This window comes from Segatella copri (assembly GCF_949820605.1).
Taxonomy (GTDB): Bacteria; Bacteroidota; Bacteroidia; order Bacteroidales; family Bacteroidaceae; genus Prevotella.
Map to the genome: position 1 here is coordinate 2,562,427 of NZ_CATKVU010000006.1, position 17,852 is coordinate 2,580,278.

At 42.3% G+C, this 17,852-nt stretch carries 14 protein-coding genes; 6 read left to right on the plus strand and 8 right to left on the minus strand.

The window, feature by feature from the left end:
- Window positions 1-21: 21 nt before the first annotated feature.
- A complete protein-coding gene (locus RCO84_RS11815; protein ID WP_373690153.1) occupies window positions 22-2,226 on the minus strand; it encodes an alpha-galactosidase in 2,205 nt (734 codons plus the stop codon).
- A gap of 325 nt (window positions 2,227-2,551) precedes the next feature.
- Between RCO84_RS11815 and RCO84_RS11820 the strand changes: the two genes are divergently transcribed.
- Together RCO84_RS11820 and RCO84_RS11825 are read left to right on the plus strand one after the other, a co-directional pair.
- On the plus strand, window positions 2,552-4,168 hold the full coding sequence (locus tag RCO84_RS11820) for a DUF6377 domain-containing protein (protein ID WP_317585177.1): 1,617 nt from the start codon (window positions 2,552-2,554) through the stop codon (window positions 4,166-4,168).
- Window positions 4,169-4,606: 438 nt separating this feature from the next.
- Entirely contained in the window at window positions 4,607-6,025 is a 1,419-nt protein-coding gene (locus tag RCO84_RS11825) for an AAA family ATPase (RefSeq protein WP_317585178.1), read from the plus strand.
- Between the two features lie 171 nt (window positions 6,026-6,196).
- Here RCO84_RS11825 and RCO84_RS11830 read toward each other — a convergent pair whose 3' ends face one another.
- The 7 genes from RCO84_RS11830 to RCO84_RS11860 form a co-directional block, all read right to left on the minus strand.
- Window positions 6,197-7,402 (minus strand): IS256 family transposase, encoded by a 1,206-nt coding sequence (locus RCO84_RS11830; protein WP_287870909.1) that lies wholly within the window; start codon window positions 7,400-7,402, stop codon window positions 6,197-6,199.
- 589 nt (window positions 7,403-7,991) lie between these two features.
- A complete protein-coding gene (locus RCO84_RS11835; RefSeq protein ID WP_153084700.1) occupies window positions 7,992-8,222 on the minus strand; it encodes a DUF3791 domain-containing protein in 231 nt (76 codons plus the stop codon).
- Entirely contained in the window at window positions 8,216-8,731 is a 516-nt protein-coding gene (locus RCO84_RS11840) for a DUF3990 domain-containing protein (RefSeq protein WP_153113811.1), read from the minus strand. The genes RCO84_RS11835 and RCO84_RS11840 overlap by 7 nt, the downstream gene beginning before the upstream one ends.
- Window positions 8,732-8,736: 5 nt before the next feature.
- Window positions 8,737-8,964: a DUF3791 domain-containing protein gene (locus RCO84_RS11845; protein ID WP_153084701.1), complete on the minus strand. Its 228-nt coding sequence runs from the start codon at window positions 8,962-8,964 to the stop codon at window positions 8,737-8,739.
- A gap of 365 nt (window positions 8,965-9,329) precedes the next feature.
- Window positions 9,330-9,770 carry a hypothetical protein gene (locus tag RCO84_RS11850; protein ID WP_287834542.1) on the minus strand — a complete coding sequence of 147 codons (441 nt, stop codon included), beginning with the start codon at window positions 9,768-9,770 and terminating at the stop codon, window positions 9,330-9,332.
- Window positions 9,771-10,119: 349 nt separating this feature from the next.
- Window positions 10,120-11,343: a transposase gene (locus RCO84_RS11855; RefSeq protein WP_264902789.1), complete on the minus strand. Its 1,224-nt coding sequence runs from the start codon at window positions 11,341-11,343 to the stop codon at window positions 10,120-10,122.
- A gap of 381 nt (window positions 11,344-11,724) precedes the next feature.
- The gene (locus tag RCO84_RS11860) at window positions 11,725-12,009 is read right to left on the minus strand and encodes a hypothetical protein (RefSeq protein ID WP_317585182.1); all 285 of its coding nucleotides are present in this window, start codon (window positions 12,007-12,009) and stop codon (window positions 11,725-11,727) included.
- A gap of 503 nt (window positions 12,010-12,512) precedes the next feature.
- Between RCO84_RS11860 and RCO84_RS11865 the strand changes: the two genes are divergently transcribed.
- The 4 genes from RCO84_RS11865 (at window position 12,513) to RCO84_RS11880 (ending at window position 17,389) form a co-directional block, all read left to right on the plus strand.
- Window positions 12,513-13,628 carry a PDDEXK nuclease domain-containing protein gene (locus RCO84_RS11865; protein WP_317585184.1) on the plus strand — a complete coding sequence of 372 codons (1,116 nt, stop codon included), beginning with the start codon at window positions 12,513-12,515 and terminating at the stop codon, window positions 13,626-13,628.
- Between the two features lie 234 nt (window positions 13,629-13,862).
- Window positions 13,863-15,149 carry a glutamate-5-semialdehyde dehydrogenase gene (locus RCO84_RS11870; RefSeq protein ID WP_317585185.1) on the plus strand — a complete coding sequence of 429 codons (1,287 nt, stop codon included), beginning with the start codon at window positions 13,863-13,865 and terminating at the stop codon, window positions 15,147-15,149.
- Between the two features lie 72 nt (window positions 15,150-15,221).
- On the plus strand, window positions 15,222-16,184 hold the full coding sequence (locus RCO84_RS11875; protein WP_317585186.1) for an acetylornithine carbamoyltransferase: 963 nt from the start codon (window positions 15,222-15,224) through the stop codon (window positions 16,182-16,184).
- 176 nt (window positions 16,185-16,360) lie between these two features.
- Window positions 16,361-17,389, plus strand: coding sequence for a Rid family hydrolase (locus RCO84_RS11880; RefSeq protein WP_317585187.1), 1,029 nt, complete (start codon window positions 16,361-16,363; stop codon window positions 17,387-17,389).
- Window positions 17,390-17,852: the final 463 nt, after the last annotated feature.

A 17,852-nucleotide genomic window follows, 5' to 3' on the forward strand; every position in this document is an offset into this window, starting at 1 on the left:
TCATTATGAATAGTTGATAAGTTATTCTAATACCAATACGTGGCTCGTTCCATCTGTCTGGCTGAATACATTCAAGCCGACCTTCATCAGATAGTCACCGCTGTACTGCTTGCCATTGCACTCCAAATCAGACTCCTTTCCAGGCATCAGATTGGTCTCCTTTACGGTATAAACCTTATCGGCATCCAATCCCTGCATTTTCACATTCATCACAGGCTCCTTGTAGCGTGGATGCAAGTCGTAAGCAAAGAGAACGGCACGCTGCTTGTCCTTACTAACATAGTTAATGGCACAGTGATTACCTTCGTATGGAGAAACCAGACGATACTGGTCGCCCTCGAGAATCATAGGCTTCATGCTATCGTAGTTCTTTACAGCATTCTGCACAAACTTGTAGTCATCACCAGAAAGCAACTTGAGGTCGATATCAAAGCCCAACTTACATGAACTGCAAACATCGGTGCGGAACTTCACACTGGTATTCTTGTTCCAATTGGTTACATGCGAACCCATGGTCTTGGCTGGGAAGAACTTAGACAGGCTCCACTGGATGTAGAGGCGCTCGTATGGATCCGTATCGTCTGAACACCAGAACTCAGTAAAATACTTCAGCATCTCGTAATCCATTCTGCCGCCACCGCCAGAGCAGAGCATCATCGGCAACTTAGGATACTTGTTATGAATACGGGTAAGCACCTTGTAGATACCACGCACATGATCGATATAGAAATTACCCTGATTCTCCTTATGATATGGAGAATAGATATTGGTAATCACACTGTTGCAGTCCCACTTGAAGTAAGCCACATTCGGATTCTCCGTCATGATGCGATCCACGATGCCGAACACATAATCCTGTACCTTAGGATTACTGATATCAAGCACCAGCTGGTTGCGGTAATAATAAGTATCACGCTTTGGCTGCATAATCACCCAGTCAGGATGCTTCTCAAAGAGTTCACTCTTAGGATTCACCATCTCAGGCTCAATCCAAATACCAAACTTTACACCAGCCTTTTTGGCATCTCTTACCAATCCAGGTATTCCATCAGGCAGTTTGCCCTTGGTAGCCTCCCAGTCGCCGAGACCTGCATGGTCGTCCTTACGAGGATACTTGTTGGCAAACCAACCATCATCAAGCAAGAACATATCTACACCCAGGTCCTTGGCATCCTTCATCAACTCAGCAAGACTCTGCTGGTTGAAGTCGAAGCCGGTATTCTCCCAGTTGTTCAAGAGCGTAAGGCGATCTTCCATACCCATGTTTACCTGATACTGGCGAGCCCAATTGTGCAAATTACGGGAAGCCTCACCGATACCATTATCGCTCATGGCAAAGATAAACTCAGGGGTAATGAACGTTTCACCAGCCTTCAGCTTATAGTTAGAGGCATATGGATTGATGGCAGGAATAACACGAAGAGCTCCCACGTTATCTACCTCGAAGGTAAAGCGGAAGTTGCCAGGCCATCCGATGGTTCCAAGCATCACCTTGCCCTCATTCTCCTTGGCTGGCTCATCGAATCCCAGTTCAAAGAAAGGCTCCTCCTGCATGGCTGCACGGGTACCCAACTTGGTATCAACAATCTTCTTACCAGCAGTCAACTGGCAAGTCTCAGGCTGTCCTTCCTTAGCCCAATCGCTATGATAATTGGTAACGAAATACTTGTTTGCCTTGAAATAAAGCATTGTTGAGCTATATCTCCAAAGCGTAACCGGAGCTTTCTCCTTATGAGAGATTTCACTCCATGCCTTGATGATGTTCTCCTTAGGATAAGCTGCATAGTGGAGTTTCACGGTCAGCGGATACACCTTGTCCTTAAGCGTGATGATGGTCTCAACACCTCCACTGATAGCCTTTTCTTCAGAAGACTGATAATACAAATAGGTAGTCATATTACCATCTGCATGGGTCACTGCCACTGCCGGCTCGAAGAAATCTTCTGCACCAGAGGATGCATAAACCTCATGTCCTCGCTGGCAGACGGAACCATCAGAAGCCGCATATACATCCCACTTCAGATGATTGTAATCAGAAGGATTCTTCAACTTGTCACCCAGATACACTTGGTAGAGGCGACCCTTAGGAGAAACCTGCATCACGAGGTCGGTCTTGTCGGTTGACACTCTGATGGTCTTTTGAGCAGATGCCATGATAGATGTCATGCACATCGCTGCAATAATCATAAATACCTTTTTCGTTGTTCTTTGTTTTTTACGTTCCATAGAGAATGTACGGATTCTTAAGTTCATAATCTTACAGTTGTTTATTCTTAGTTGTACATGATTTCACTTGCTACCGAATGCGATTCGATTGCAGTTGCAAAGTTAAGGAGATTTTTCAAACATTGACATCATGTGTAGGTTACGAGTAGATAAATACTAGGTTTATTAAGTTCATAGGCCACTAATAATCAAGACATCAAAGATATTAATACTTTTTAATAGAGTAGATGTTAAAAAGAAAAATAAATGTAGTATCTTTGCAGAAAATACAATTATAAGGCTTTCTTATAGCCTATCAGATAGTAACAATAACAATTAAATAGTTATGAAAGTAGTATTGTGGTTCTTAATGATGTTTATGCCATTACTGGCAAATGCTTCTTCCTTAAACGAGGAACAGCTGTTCCATCGTTTAGACAGTTACATCGCTCAGCGAAGCAAGTTTACCCAAAGAAAAGAAGCGAAACTGCTAAGACTCAAAAAGCAACTATACATGACTTCCGACAAGCGCAGCCAACTTAGTCTCTATAACCAGATTTACAGAGAGTATTATACCTATCGTTACGACTCTGCCATGACATACGCCAAGAAGGGCTACCAGCTGGCAGTACAACTTCAGGATGATTATTTCATCAACCTGAATAAAATCAATCGTGCGGCAGTACTGTCAACAGGCGGTTTCTACAGCCAGGCAGAAGACTTAATGCTCACAATGGATGTGGAGAAAATGTCACCTAAGTTATTGCAATACTATTATTATACCTTGACTTGGGTATATAACTACTGGGAAACTTTCTGCAACAAGTCGGAGTTTCAAGAAGGATTGGCAGCCAAGAAACGTTTTTATTTAGGCAAGACTCTTGAGCATATCGGCAACAAGGAATCCGCTCTTTATTACTATCTGTCAGGAGAGTTTGAATATCTTAAGCAGCGTACAAGCAAAAAAACACTTCAGTTCTACATGAAGGCGCTTTCTGCCAGTCCCCTGAACAGCCGTGTGCATGCCTCATCGGCTTATTGCATAGCCCGCTATTATTATGATACCGACCAAAAGGATTTATACGAAAAGTATATTGTAGAAGCAGCCATCTCAGACCAGATATGTCCCCTGAAGGAGAATCTGGCCCTTCAGGAACTTTCCACCTATCTATATCATAAGGATGCCTCCTATGCAAAGAGGGTTGCCAAATACATCTATTGCTCCATGGAGGATGCCCAATTCTACAACAACCGTCTCCGCATGGTTGAGATTTCCCGCATACTTCCCCTTATCACAGAAACGAACCATCAGGCAGAAGTACGCAAGAACCGCATCGTAACAGCCTCTCTCGTCATCGTGAGTATCCTGTCGCTAGGATTCCTTGCCATGGCTTTCTTTGCATTCAAGATGAACAAGCGTCTAGCCAAGAGCCGTAGGGAGATAAAAAGCCAAAATGCACTCTTGGACGAACTGAACCAGAAGCTGCTTAACACCAATAAGCGAAGAGAGACCTATATGCATTTATTTATGGACATCAGTGCCGTATATATCAAAAAACTGGATGATTATCGCAAATTGGTAAGCCGCAAAATCAAGGCAAAGCAAACTGCCGATCTTCTGACTGCCACCAACAGCTACAAGCTGGCAGAAGAAGAGGCAGCCAACTTCAATATTCGCTTCGACAAGGCATTCATTGACTTGTATCCGAATTTCGTGGAAGAGTTCAACCAACTGCTGTTGCCAGAAAAACAGATAGTTCTCCCCGCCCCTAACAGTCTCACAAAGGAACTGCGTATCTATGCACTGATGCGACTGGGAATTACGGATGGACAGGAACTGGCCACCCTCCTGTTCTATTCTACGCAAACCATCTATAATTACAAGGCAGCCATCAGAAAGCGAGCCAAAGACCTCACCACTTTTGATGCAGCCATCAACCGACTATGCAATGTGATAGGCTAATAAATGGCAGAAAGTTGAGGAACAGCCTCAACTTTCTGCTATATTCTTTTGCACATGCAAGAAATAGCTGTACCTTTGCCATTACATAAAAGTTGTAACACCAAATATGTAATGACGTATGAAACTAATTAACAGGAAATTAGCAAATCCTTTCATCTATCAAGGTTATGAAAGTCCCGAGTATTTCTGCGACAGTGAAAATGTGCTTTAAACGTGCGGAATGTATCTAAAAAAGATAGATTCCGCACGTTTAAAGCACATTTTCTTAGATATCGCTTCATATTTGGGCTATTCCGCATACTCTTTTCTTTACTTTTTATAGCAACAAACGTTAAAAATATACTTTAAACGTGCGGAATGTATCTAAAAAAGATAGATTCCGCACGTTATCTCACTATTTTTTCGTATATTTGCCCCAGAAATATAACTATTTGAACTATGTTAATAGGTAGAAAAGAAGAACTGAAGACACTTCATCAAGCATTGATTGCAGATGAGTCGAAGTTTGTTGCCATATATGGGCGCAGACGAGTGGGAAAGACTTTCCTGGTAAGGGAGGCCTTCAACAATGACTTTGCCTTTTATCATACAGGATTGGCAAATGAGACCAATCGCATACAATTGGCAGAGTTCAACCGTTCACTCACATCATATAGCAAACAGAAACAGTCGAAGTTAAAAGATTGGTATGATGCTTTTGACAGGTTGGGGCAACTGTTGGCACAATCTACTATCCCCAAGAAAGTAGTGTTCATCGACGAGATGCCATGGATGGATTCTCCACGCTCCAATTTTCTTTCGGCTTTGGAACATTTCTGGAATGGATGGGCTTCCGCCCGCAAGGATATTCTCCTCATCGTTTGCGGCAGTGCTACCTCATGGATTATCAATAAGGTGATTAAAAATCATGGTGGATTGCACAACCGAGTGTCTGTCCGTATTCATCTGAAACCGTTTTGCTTAAGGGAATGCGAACTCTATTCCGAAGAAATGGGACTGCGCTTTAATCGCCGACAGGTTTTGGAAGGCTATATGATCATGGGAGGTGTTCCGTTTTATTGGTCTCAACTGAAACCGGGAATGAGTCTGGCACAGAACATCAACCAATTATTTTTCTCAGAAGATGGCAATCTTCGTCACGAGTTTGATGACTTATACGACTCTTTGTTCAAACAGCCTAAGCCTTATCTCTCGATAGTAGATGCTTTGGCAACCAAGAAAGTCGGAATGACCCGAACAGAAATCTTACAAGCAACCAAGTTGACCGACAATGGCAAGTTGACGGAATACTTAGAGAACTTGGAATACTGCGGATTTATCCGAAAATATAATTGCATCGGAATGAAAGCTAAGAATGCCTTGTTCCAGTTAATGGACAATTACACCTTATTTTATTATAAGTTTATCAAGGACAGCTATATCAATGACGCACAATATTGGACCAAGATTACCGGCAAATCCGAGTACAACACGTGGTGCGGTTTGGCTTTTGAACGAGTATGCCTACAGCATGTGGAGCAAATCAAGACAAAGCTAGGCATTCAAGGAGTTATCACCACGGTTTATTCTTGGAGTGTAGCTGGGAGCAAGGATAAGCCGGGAGCACAGATTGACTTGCTGATAGACAGGAGCGATGATGTCATCAATCTCTGTGAAATCAAATACTCCAAGGCTCCATTTCAGATAACTAATACGATAGATGCGAGTTTACAAAACAAGCGAGAGCGTTTCATCCAAGAAACTGGCACCGAAAAAGCCGTACATCTTACAATGATTACGACCATGGGATTATCCGACAATCCTTATGCCTGGGATGTTCAGTCGGTAGTAACAATGGACGACTTGTTTGTTCTCTAAGCGTCCTAACTATATTAAGTTGGAGGAGATGGCAACAGAATCTGTTCTGAAAGCATTCTGCAAGGCATTAAGGGGGTGTAATTTAAACTGTGTCAAGGCTTGTTCTTAACTTTCATTCCCACTCCCTGCTGGGGGCATGCCCCCAGCAGGGAAGCCTTTTCGGCTGCAAAGTTACATAATTTTAAATCTATCTCCAAATTTTATTGCCAATTGTTGAGAAATTTGTCCCCAATTTGCCAGTGACATAGTCCATTTCTTACGGATGTTGCGATAAGCTAAGTACACAAGCTTCTCCAAAGAATTATCCGTAGGAAAGACCCCTTTAGTCTTTGTGACCTTTCTTACCTGTCTGTGATACCCCTCAACCGTATTGGTCGTATAAATGAGTTTACGGATGGCTGGAGTATATTGGAAATATTCTGTCAGACGTTCCCAATTGTCACGCCATGACTTGATGACAATTGGGTACATCTCTCCCCACTTAGACTCTAACAGGTCTAAATTAGCAGCAGCGGAGTCTTTGTTTACTGCACCATATACTGTTCTTAAATCCTTGATAAACTCCTTTTGATGCTTACTGCCAACATACTTGATAGAATTGCGTATCTGATGGACAATACAGAGCTGCACAGAACTCTCAGGAAATACGCTTTGGATGGCATCCGGGAAGCCTTTGAGACCATCAATACAACAAATCAAGATGTCTCGAACACCACGGTTCTGAAGATCCGTAAGAACTTCTAGCCAGAAGTTAGCTCCTTCACTCTTAGACACATACATACCTAACAGTTCTTTTTGGCCTTCCTTGTTGATGCCAAGAATGTTGTAAATGGCTCGTGTGACAGCTCTGCCATTCTCATCCTTTACCTTATAATGGATAGCATCAAGCCAGCAAATGGCATATACAGGATCGAGCATGCGAGACTTCCAGGCGGTGATTTCGGGTAATACACGGTCTGTTATAGAGCTGATAGTATCGGCTGATAGAGTTGTGTTGAACTCACGCTCAAAGTAGCTGCTGATGTCACGTGTGCTGGTGCCCATGGCGTACATCTCAATAATCTGGTCTGCCATGCCATTGGCAAGAATAGTCTCACGCTTCTTTACGGTCTCAGGTTGGAAAGTTCCGTCTCGGTCACGAGGAGTCTCTATAGTGACCTCACCATATTTTGTTTGAACCTTCTTACTCATCTTACCATTACGACGATTGCCGGAAGAGCGTTCCTCTTCACTTAAATGAGCGTCCATCTCACCTTCGAGAGCTGAGTTGAGAATACGCTCTAACAATGGAGCTAATGCTCCGTCCTTGCCAAATAAGGCTTCACCACTACGCAACTGCTGAGCTGCTTTCTTGTAATCAATTTCTAAGTTGTCCATAATATAAAAACTGTGTTAAACTACTTTTATTGTAGCTTGACACAGTTTAGTTTACACTCTCGGCATTAAAGATAAAACTCGTAAAAGAGCGCCTCCCTTTACGTGATTTGAACGATGCTTGGGAATATCTTCACAACTACACTATGGATATGTAGATTCCCTAACTGCTTTAACAAGCCAGAGAATATGGTTGCTTAAGTAAGAGAATATGATTGTTTAAGCTTACGGACACTGAATCTCAGGTTAACGGAGATAGTTTCTTGAGTTAGCGGAGACTGTTTCTTGGGTAAGAGAATACTGCTTCTCGGAGTTTGCCACTAGGCTCAGCAGCTCTGCTGAGCCTAGTCAGCAGAGCTGCCGACTGCAGTCAGCACATCTGCTGACAATAGTGACAACACCTTATAGTTGTACAACCTTACACCTTATAGTTGTACAACCTTACACCTTATAGTTGTACAACTTTACCCCCCATAGTTGTACAACCTTACACCTTGTAGTTGTACAACAACAAAATCTTAGTAGAACAACTATGGCAGCAAACGCCTCAAATACAGTAGCCATAGTCGTAGAATTCCAAATTAGAAGAATTCTACTTATAAATTTTGTGAAGTCCATCAGCTGATTGTAATTCCATAATCACATCATCAACAATATACAAATCACTCATTAAATAGAGCAAAGAACGTTCATCATGGAGTAGTTCGTTGGTCTTACTCATTTGAAAAATATCAAATGCTCTTTCGGGAGAAATATCCAACCGCTTTGCCAACAAAGTACATATTCTACCTATCTTCATCCAAAGCTGTGAATCTCTTAACATGACTTTACCTCCTTTCTTGCTAAATCATTTAACGGCTCCGCAGATATGAAATGTAAGCTATCATCAAGTATATTTTGAGAGATAATACATATTTGATTATTCGGTTGATGCTCAGACAATCGTTTCAAAGCATATTCCATAGAAATATCTCCATTTAAATAATCTTCTATCGTTGTAATGACTCGGTCATCGGCAATACCACCTTCAACGTAATCATATTCTCTCCAGGGCATCTCTCCAGCTCTACTTTTTACTATAAATTTGAGCCATTCATTATCGTAAGCCGTGAATATTTTACAACGAGCATTTTGCTTAATGTAATTTTCGTCTAGTTCATAAATATTTAGCCATTGCGGCAAACCCAAGTTCACAACTCTTTTTGCCCAACTGATAGCCTGATCACGAATGTCTGTAACATAAAATCCCTTACCGAAATCGAGATTATCTCGTCCGATATGACAAAGTGGATATTCCACTATTCGAGTTGCTCCATGAAAAACCGTACGCATTGTTATTAATTATTTGCTGTTTCCAGACGACGAAGTGCAGTTTGTAAAGCTGCTACAACATAATCTTTACTCTGTGTATGAAGGGCATCAAGTCTTGTGGTAAGACCATGTATCAGTCCAACCTTTTTCATCCGCAAGTACATTTCTTGCCTACTGCATCCTTCTGCCTTTGCAGTAAGATCGACGCACATCGTTGCAAAAGCCAATGCCTGTTGAGTTTCTGCTGTACCCATAATATTTATGTTTTATATTAAACGATGATGCAAAGATACTACTTTCTTTTGGAAATACAATTATTATCTGCAACTTTTTAAACGAAAAAACGAACTTTTCTTTAATATTCTGATTTAACAGAGGTTAGACTGACCTTCTTTGTTTCAAGAGATAGAAAAGCATTGCCTCCTAAGCACAGCCGTCAGTTTACTCGACCAACAATCAAGATACTTACTTGCCTCCAATATCCCCATCTTAGCTAAGAAAGGCAATGGATATGTAGGAAGTACAAAACAGAAAATGGCTTTATAAATGAAAGGACAATATACAAGGGCGTACCATAAGTCTATGATGCGCCCTCGAAACTTCCTCCAAGAATTAAAAATTAATAGTTGAAATATACTGTCCCATAAAGAGTTGTGAGAGCAGACCATTCAAAATTATCTACTATAAATTGTCCATCTCCAGATGAAACTCTTTGCGCTCTAACCGTACCATTGTTCATCCAGCTTCTAGCATCAGAATGATATACAGCTACTACATAAGGACCTTCATACTGACCTATTCTAGCACAAACACGTAGTTTGACTCTCACAAATCTTCCATCCTGTGCTTTCACATACCCACCAACCACACTCGTTTGAGATATTGGTGGAGTTGGAGCACCAAAGCCATAAGATTGAATTGAAGGTACTGATGGAACAGAAGGCACACTAGGAACCAATGGACGTCCTGTAGTAGCATCCAAAGGTACATACTCAAAAGCCTGAGCACTCATGCCTAACGAAAACGCAGCGAACAAAGTCGCCAATAACACTTTTTTCATAAGTTAACCCTTTCTATTTATAAATTTAACGTTATATTATTTTGGGAACGAAGCAGTTCCTAAGCTAATAGCGAAACCCACATCATCAAAAAATATATTATAGCATACTGGATGCTTTTTATACGGCAATATGCGGATCTCTGCAGAAACAGTTCTTTTAACAGCATTAATTGATGAAGACGTAAGAAAAGGCATACCATAATTTTTCAAAATTTGCTTTATCGTAGTATCTATATCAGAAACATAATACTCGGCAGTTCCGTAGTAAACGAAAGGTTGTTTATTTCTCCAATGTGCCTTTATCTCGTCCTTTGAAGGTTCAATAGTTCGTTAATAATTCAATAATGTGCTAAGCAGCTATACGCTGTAAGCACGAGAGATCTTTGAAAATCTTGCTAATTAAAGTTCGGTTCGGGGTGTACCCACTTGCTTTAAAAATTCGTTTCACCAGATAAATGTTGGTCATCAGTGACTTGAATGAAGACATAGAATATTCCATTCCCATCTCCTTCATAGTTACCTTGGCAACATTTAGTGATGTGAACGAAGCATTGAAAGCAAAATCGAGTTTCCATTTATCGCGAGCCTGGCAGTCCATAAGACCAGTATAGCCTTTGGCGTCACGAAAGCAAAATTCGATCTGGAACCTGGTTCTATAATAAAGAAGTACCTCTTCACCCGAAAGTGAGGTGTCTGTAGAGAAGAATAGTTTCTTCTTGCCATTCGGCATCTGCCAGATGACAAGTCTAACTTTACACTTGAGTGCCTTGGAATAGGCAATCAAAGTATAAGCTGTTCCTTCTATATCTTTCATTTCCATCTTCTCCATTCGAGTGAGGTCAAGATTCTTCATATCAATCTTGCCATCCTTGGTCTTTGGGCGACCACGTTTTCCAGTACGTGGACCAGCATAGACATAAAAGAGACAAGCATTGTCACGAAAGCGGCTTATCAAAGAGAACCCTTCTTTCTTTATCCCATTAACAAATGTACTTGTAGAGAAGTAAGCATCTGCAACTATGAGGGTTGAGAGTTTGAGAAGTTCATTGCGGTAACGCTTAATGACGCCGATATAGAAATCTACCATAGTCTTGTTTCTAAGACTCAGTTCTTTATTACTTAGCGACTGGTGGGCTCTTAACATCATGCAGTCTTTGGCAACAATATCAATGAGTCCAATACCCATGATTTCGAGACCATGTTTAACAGACTGTGCACATCCCGACCAAAAACGACCGATATGTGGAGTCTTCTTGCCAGCTTTGCTGATGTAGCTGGGATCAATGGCAATAGCCCATCTTCCCTGTTTACCAAAGAAGCGCTTGGCAAGTGAGACATTAAGTTTGAGCCAGTCAATGCTTTTCGACTTTTTTAAGCCGAATGCGTTGCGATAGGTTTGCTCAACATGCGAGCCATACCTCCCCATTTGGGTGAAATTTATCTTTCTTGGTATTACCATGAACAAAATTATCACCTCGATGAGTATTTTCTCGAAACTTTTTGTTAACTTTGCAGCCGAATCTTCAACTGCATCTTTAAAGATATCCATATATTGGTCAAGTCCTGTATTCATATAATTTTGCGTTTGTCGTGATTTGCAAAGTTACTGAAAATCAGCGACTTGACCAACTTTTTATAGTTAAGTTTTCATAAATATTTCTTAATATAAGTTGTTGATTTACAGACGATTAAATATTAATTTAACGCAGTATTGAAGGTTGAGTATAAGAATTTATTTGAAACTTAAATCTGTAATTTGAAGGATGTTCATAACTATCATACACGATAAAACCGCCATAGTTACCCCAGATATTATAATTACTAGTATTATACCAGCTCCCCCAATATCCATCATAAAAACATGCAAAACCAAGTTCATAACTTTGAGCATGACTTTCTAATGGGGTAAACATAACTAACAAACCAAACAAAAAGAACAAATATTTCCTCATAATTATACTATTTTATTATTCATCTTCAAATACTCTATTGCACTAATAATTGCATCTACCCTAGAACAAAAGATTGCATGATCATGCTTTGATTGATTTTTATATAGGTCATAAAGCCAAGCTTTTGCTTCCTCCCTGCTTACATTCTCATCAACCACACATAGATATATATACTCAATTATATTACGAAAGCTTGTTGCATTTGAAAATGGATCATCATTCGTATAAGGTGCATTTTTCACCTCATCTTCCAAGATTTTCTTTGCTGTTTCTACACTTGAAACCATACATTATGTCTCCAAAGCCACGGCTCCAAATGGCACTCTAATAATTGAAGATTAGCATAAACACAAAAACGTGGAGCCAGTCTGCCGCTCGTTCCACGTGTTGAGGCCTTCGCATTGCCCTATTAGTCGAAACGAGCAACGCTGAAAGCCCCACGCAAAAGTGAATATATAGTACACCATCTTGCGCTATGCACTTTAGCACACAGCGACAATTAGGATATATATAATACACCCCTGGGACGTCCTCGTTGCTTTGTTTTTGACTAATAGTTTGAAGTTGCGAAGTTCCAACACGTCAAACACAAAGCGTTCAGTACGCCTTTATGTATATGTATCAATCCCTTAGCTTCCACCCTTAGGGCTTCCAGCTTGGATATGACACCGCAAATTTATGAAATATTCTCGAAATCACCAAACTTTTATCGAAAAAAGTGAAGAGAAAGATTGCTTTTTCGATATAAAATCGTATCTTTGCACTTTGAACAGCTAAAATCAGTAGCATCATGAAAGAACCCGGCAAGAAATATAACGATGAAGACAACATGCTCGTCAACGACTTGCGTTCCATCGTCAGCAAGGCCCGCAGCAGAGCATTTGCTGCCGTCAATTATTCTCTGGTGGAAAGAAACTGGAGAATTGGACAACGTATTGTAGAACAGGAACAGAACGGAGCATCACGTGCAGAATACGGAAAGCATGTGATAGAGGTAGCTTCGGCTGCTCTTACAGAGGAATTCGGGAAGGGATTCTCCAAGACAAGTATCAAGAATTGCAAGAAATTCTTTATGTATTTTTCTCATTCTGAAAAAGGTCAGGCAGTGCCTGACCAATTCAAGAATTCAAAAGGTCAAGCACTGCCTGACCTTTTGATGTCCCATCTTCTCCCTTGGACCCACTATGAGCGTCTCATCCGTGTAGAAGATAAACAAGCTCGTGAATGGTATACCAAGGAAGCGTTCAACGAAGGTTGGAGTTATCGAACACTCAACCGCAATATCAACACCTTATATTATGAACGTCTTCTTATGTCAAAGAAGAAGCAGCCAGTCGTTAACGAGATGCAAGACAAGACAAAGGCTTATCAGCAAGACAAGCTAGAATACATCAAATCACCAGTTGTCTTGGAATTTCTTGGATTGCCAGAAGACATCTCCCTCGCAGAATCAAAACTGGAGACTGCCATCATCAACAACCTAGAGAAATTCTTGATGGAAATGGGAAAGGGATATGCGCTTGTGGCTCGCCAGCAACATATCCGAACCGAGGAGAATGACTACTATATCGACTTGGTATTTTACAATTACCTCATCAAATCTTTTATCTTGGTCGACTTGAAGGTAAATCGCATCACCTACCAGGATGTAGGACAAATGGACATGTATCTCCAAATGTACGATAAGATGAAAAAAGGACCAGACGACAACCCTACAATCGGCATCATCCTTTGTAGCGAGACCGATTCTGATGTGGCACGATACTCTACCCTCGCAAAAAACGACCAGATGTTCGCTGCAAAATACAAGCTTTACCTGCCAGACAAGGAAGACTTGAGAAGAGAAATCGAACGACAGAAGGAACTGTATCTAATGACTCACCCTGAAGAAAACGAAAAAGAGTAATTCTTCTGGCAGTATCAAAATAATTAGAAGGAACCATTACAAAAAGGTCAGGCACTGTCTGACCTTTTTTAATATCATTTTCCGTATAACTATCCATTTATCTATAAAATCATTACTTTTTCTTGCATAAAGTTTGCAATTTCCGATATTTATGCTTACCTTTGCCGTTGTTAAGAGGGAACTTGTAACACATTACAAAATATCTTATCATAAAAATAAGAAAGGAAATAGCGAATGGAACTGAAAGAGACTTTCCAAAAAGTGAAGGCAGCCAGCAAAACACTTGGTTTGCTAACTGATGAACAACGTAATGAAATCCTGCAGGCGGTGGCTGATGCCATCATCGCTGAGACTCCTGCACTTCTCAAAGCGAATGCAGAAGACTTGGCGAAGATGGACAAGACGAACCCGCTCTACGACCGATTGCAACTCACCGAGCAGCGACTCCAGGATATTGCTTCGGATATGCGACACGTCAGTACACTGCCATCACCGCTCGGAAGAGTTCTCAAAGACAAAACACTCGAAAATGGTTTGCACCTGCAGCGAGTTGCCGTTCCTTTCGGAGTTATCGGTATGATTTATGAAGCCCGTCCTAATGTAACTTACGATGTTTTCTCACTCTGTTTCAAGAGCGGAAATGCGTGTGTACTGAAAGGAGGAAAGGATGCAAACGCCTCAAATTCAGCGGGTGTCGAACTTATCCACAAGGTGTTGATAACTTTTGGCATTGATCCGAATGTTGTTACACTGCTCCCTGCTACCCATGAAGCTACCGGCGAAATGCTGAATGCCGTGGGCTATATTGACCTCTGTATTCCTCGTGGCGGAAAGAAGCTCATCAACTTCGTCCGTGATACTGCCAAAGTTCCGGTTATCGAAACCGGAGCCGGCGTGGTACATTGTTACTTTGACAAGGATGGCGACCTGGAGATGGGCAAGCGCATCATCACCAATGCCAAATGCAGAAGAGTGAGCGTATGCAATGCACTCGACTGTCTGCTGATTCACGAAAGCAGATTAAACGACCTCCCTGCCCTCTGCGAGGCTCTCGCCGAGAAGCAAACCAAGATTCATGCAGATGCCAAGGCTTACGAGGCTTTAAAGGGGCACTATCCAGACACCTTATTATATAAGGCAGAGGAAAGCGAAGCGAAGATGAAAGAGGCTGATGCCAACATGAAGAGCATCTGGAACACCGAATGGCTCAGCATGCAGATGGGCATCAAGACCGTGGCTTCGGAAGATGAGGCGCTCGAACACATCGCTACCTACGGAAGCGGACACAGCGAGAGCATCATTTCCAACAACGAAGCTGCCCAGAAGAAGTTCCAGGCATTGGTAGATGCAGCCTGCGTTTATGTAAACGCCCCTACCAGCTTTACCGATGGTGCACAGTTTGGATTGGGCGCAGAGATTGGTATCAGTACCCAGAAGCTCGGAGCCCGCGGACCAATGGCACTAGAAGAAATTACCACCTACAAGTGGCTGATTACAGGAAATGGACAAACAAGGAAGTGAAGAACGAAAAGTGAAGAGTGAAGAATTCAATAGCTTTATATCAGAAATAACAAACAAAAAAACGAAATAACAATGAAGACATTCTTTAATGTTGAAGACCTTGGCGACCTGAAAGCAGCGCTCACCGAGGCACAGGAAGTGAAAGCAAACCGTTTCGGTTATCAGGAGTTGGGCAAGAACAAAACCTTGCTGATGATATTCTTCAATAACAGTCTCCGTACCCGACTGAGTACACAGAAGGCTGCGATGAACCTGGGCATGAATGTAATCGTGCTCGACGTGAACGCAGGTGCCTGGAAACTGGAGACAGAGCGTGGCGTTATCATGGATGGCGACAAGAGTGAACACCTGCTTGAGGCAATCCCAGTAATGGGTAGCTTCTGCGACCTTATCGGTGTTCGTAGCTTTGCCGGTTTGAAAGACCGTGACTACGATTATGCCGAGACCATCGTAAACCAGTTTGTAAAGTACAGCGGTCGCCCTGTCTTCGCCATGGAGACAGCCACCGTTCATCCACTCCAGGCATTCGCCGACCTCATCACCATTGAGGAGCATAAGAAGGTGGCTCGTCCTAAGGTAGTCTTGACCTGGGCTCCTCATTGCCGTGCCTTGCCTCAGGCTGTACCAAACTCATTCGCCCAGTGGATGAATGCAGCCGATGTTGATTTCGTGGTTACTCACCCTGAGGGCTATGAACTCGACCCAAAATTCGTAGGCAATGCCAAGGTAGAGTACGACCAGAAGAAGGCGCTGGAAGGTGCAGACTTCGTTTACGCCAAGAACTGGAGCTGTCCGGGCGTGAAAGACCCAGCACAGTATGGTGAGATATTGAGCAAGGATATGAGCTGGACCATCGACGAGGAGCACATGAGCTGGACCAACGATGGTTGCTTCATGCACTGTCTGCCAGTACGCCGCGGTCTGATTGTTACCGATGATGTCATCGAGAGCAAGAACAGTCTGGTGATTCCAGAGGCAGCCAACCGTGAGATTTCAGCCGAGGTGGTCATCAAGCGCATGCTCGAATCACTTTAAAGCAGGATATAAGAAAGAGATTGAGGGTGTGTCATAAGTTCATGACACACCCTCTTTTTCGCTCTACTCAACATCATCCCATCCCCATTTCTCGGTATTTTCATCTTTTCATCCTGTCTATATTCTTATATCTCATATATTATCCGTACCTTTGCCGGCGAAAAAAGAAAAACAAGATGGACAAATACATAATACTATCACCAGAAGCTAAGGGGACGTTCAACGACCGCTTGAATTTTCTGTATCTGAAACTAGGTAACTATCTCGACACCGAGAAACTGGGAAATCGTACTTTGCAATATTGTAAAGTATTCCTCAGCGACGCCCAGAACCAGATAAGAGAGTTTGAGGAATCACTCCTTTATCAGGAGTTTCTTAAGGATACCCATCTTACGGTTGTGGAGCAACCTCCGCTCAACGGGAGCAAGATTTCACTTCTTATCAAGAGCACAGACGATAAGACCCCTATCCTGTTCCATAGTCTTCGCCTCACTGAGGAAGAAGCGAAGGGAAAGGATTCATACGAACAGACCCGAATGCTATTCGACAAATACCAGCAACTTATCGCCGGTACAGATATGACGATGGAGCGCAACCTGGTAAGAACATGGATATACGTAACTCATATCGATGTAAACTATCAGGGAGTAGTAGAAGCGCGCAATGATGTTTTCGACCAGCAAGGTCTGACGGCAGAAAACCATTATATAGCCAGTACGGGCATCGGCGGAGCAACATCCGTACGTCATGCATCTGTAGCTATCGACTTTCTGACCGTTCCCAGTATCAGGGAAGAAGACAAGCAATATCTTCAGGCACTCAACCATCTGAATCCTACTCACGAATACGGAGTAGCCTTTGAACGGGGAACCAGCCTTTCTCTGCCCCAGAAGAAACAATACTTCATATCAGGAACAGCCAGTATAGACAAACATGGAGCGGTTGTATACGAAGGTGATATTGTAAGACAAACCGGCAGATTGCTCGAGAACATCGGTGCTTTATTGAAGGATGGCGATGCTATGATGAACGATATCCAATACTTTATCATCTACCTGCGCGACATCTCAGACTATTATACCGTAGAGCAACTGATGAATCAGTTTTATCCTCAGATACCGCATATCACCGTAGAGGCAAGAGTATGCAGACCAGGCTGGCTGATAGAAATGGAATGCATTGCAGAAAAACAAGAACAGAAATAAATGCTGATAAATGCAGAAATTTACAGCCAAAAGCTCTTCACTCTTCACCTTATGCTCTGAAACGCCCATAAACAGGGCGTTTCAAGGGGTGAAGAGCTATCAGCGACTCTTCACCCACTCTTCACCACTCTTCACCTAGGCACGAGGCATCGAGGCGTAAGAAGAAACGCAAATCCGCCGAAACAAAGAGGTGAAGAAAGGTGAAGAGTGGTGAAGAGTAGGTGAAGAGTGCCCGAATACTCTTCACCGCCCGGAATGCCGATAAACACAGGGGATTCCGAGCGAAAGGTGAAGAGTGAAGAGTATTTCTTCGTAAGCTTCGCATAAAAACGAAACAAAGGCATTGGGGATGGCTGTTCTAGGCGAACAGTCCACTAGCGGCTATAGCGCCAGTAGGCTGTCTGTGGTTTGCCTGTTAACTGTCTGTCGTAAACAGCTTATGAATTACCAATTAGGAATCTGA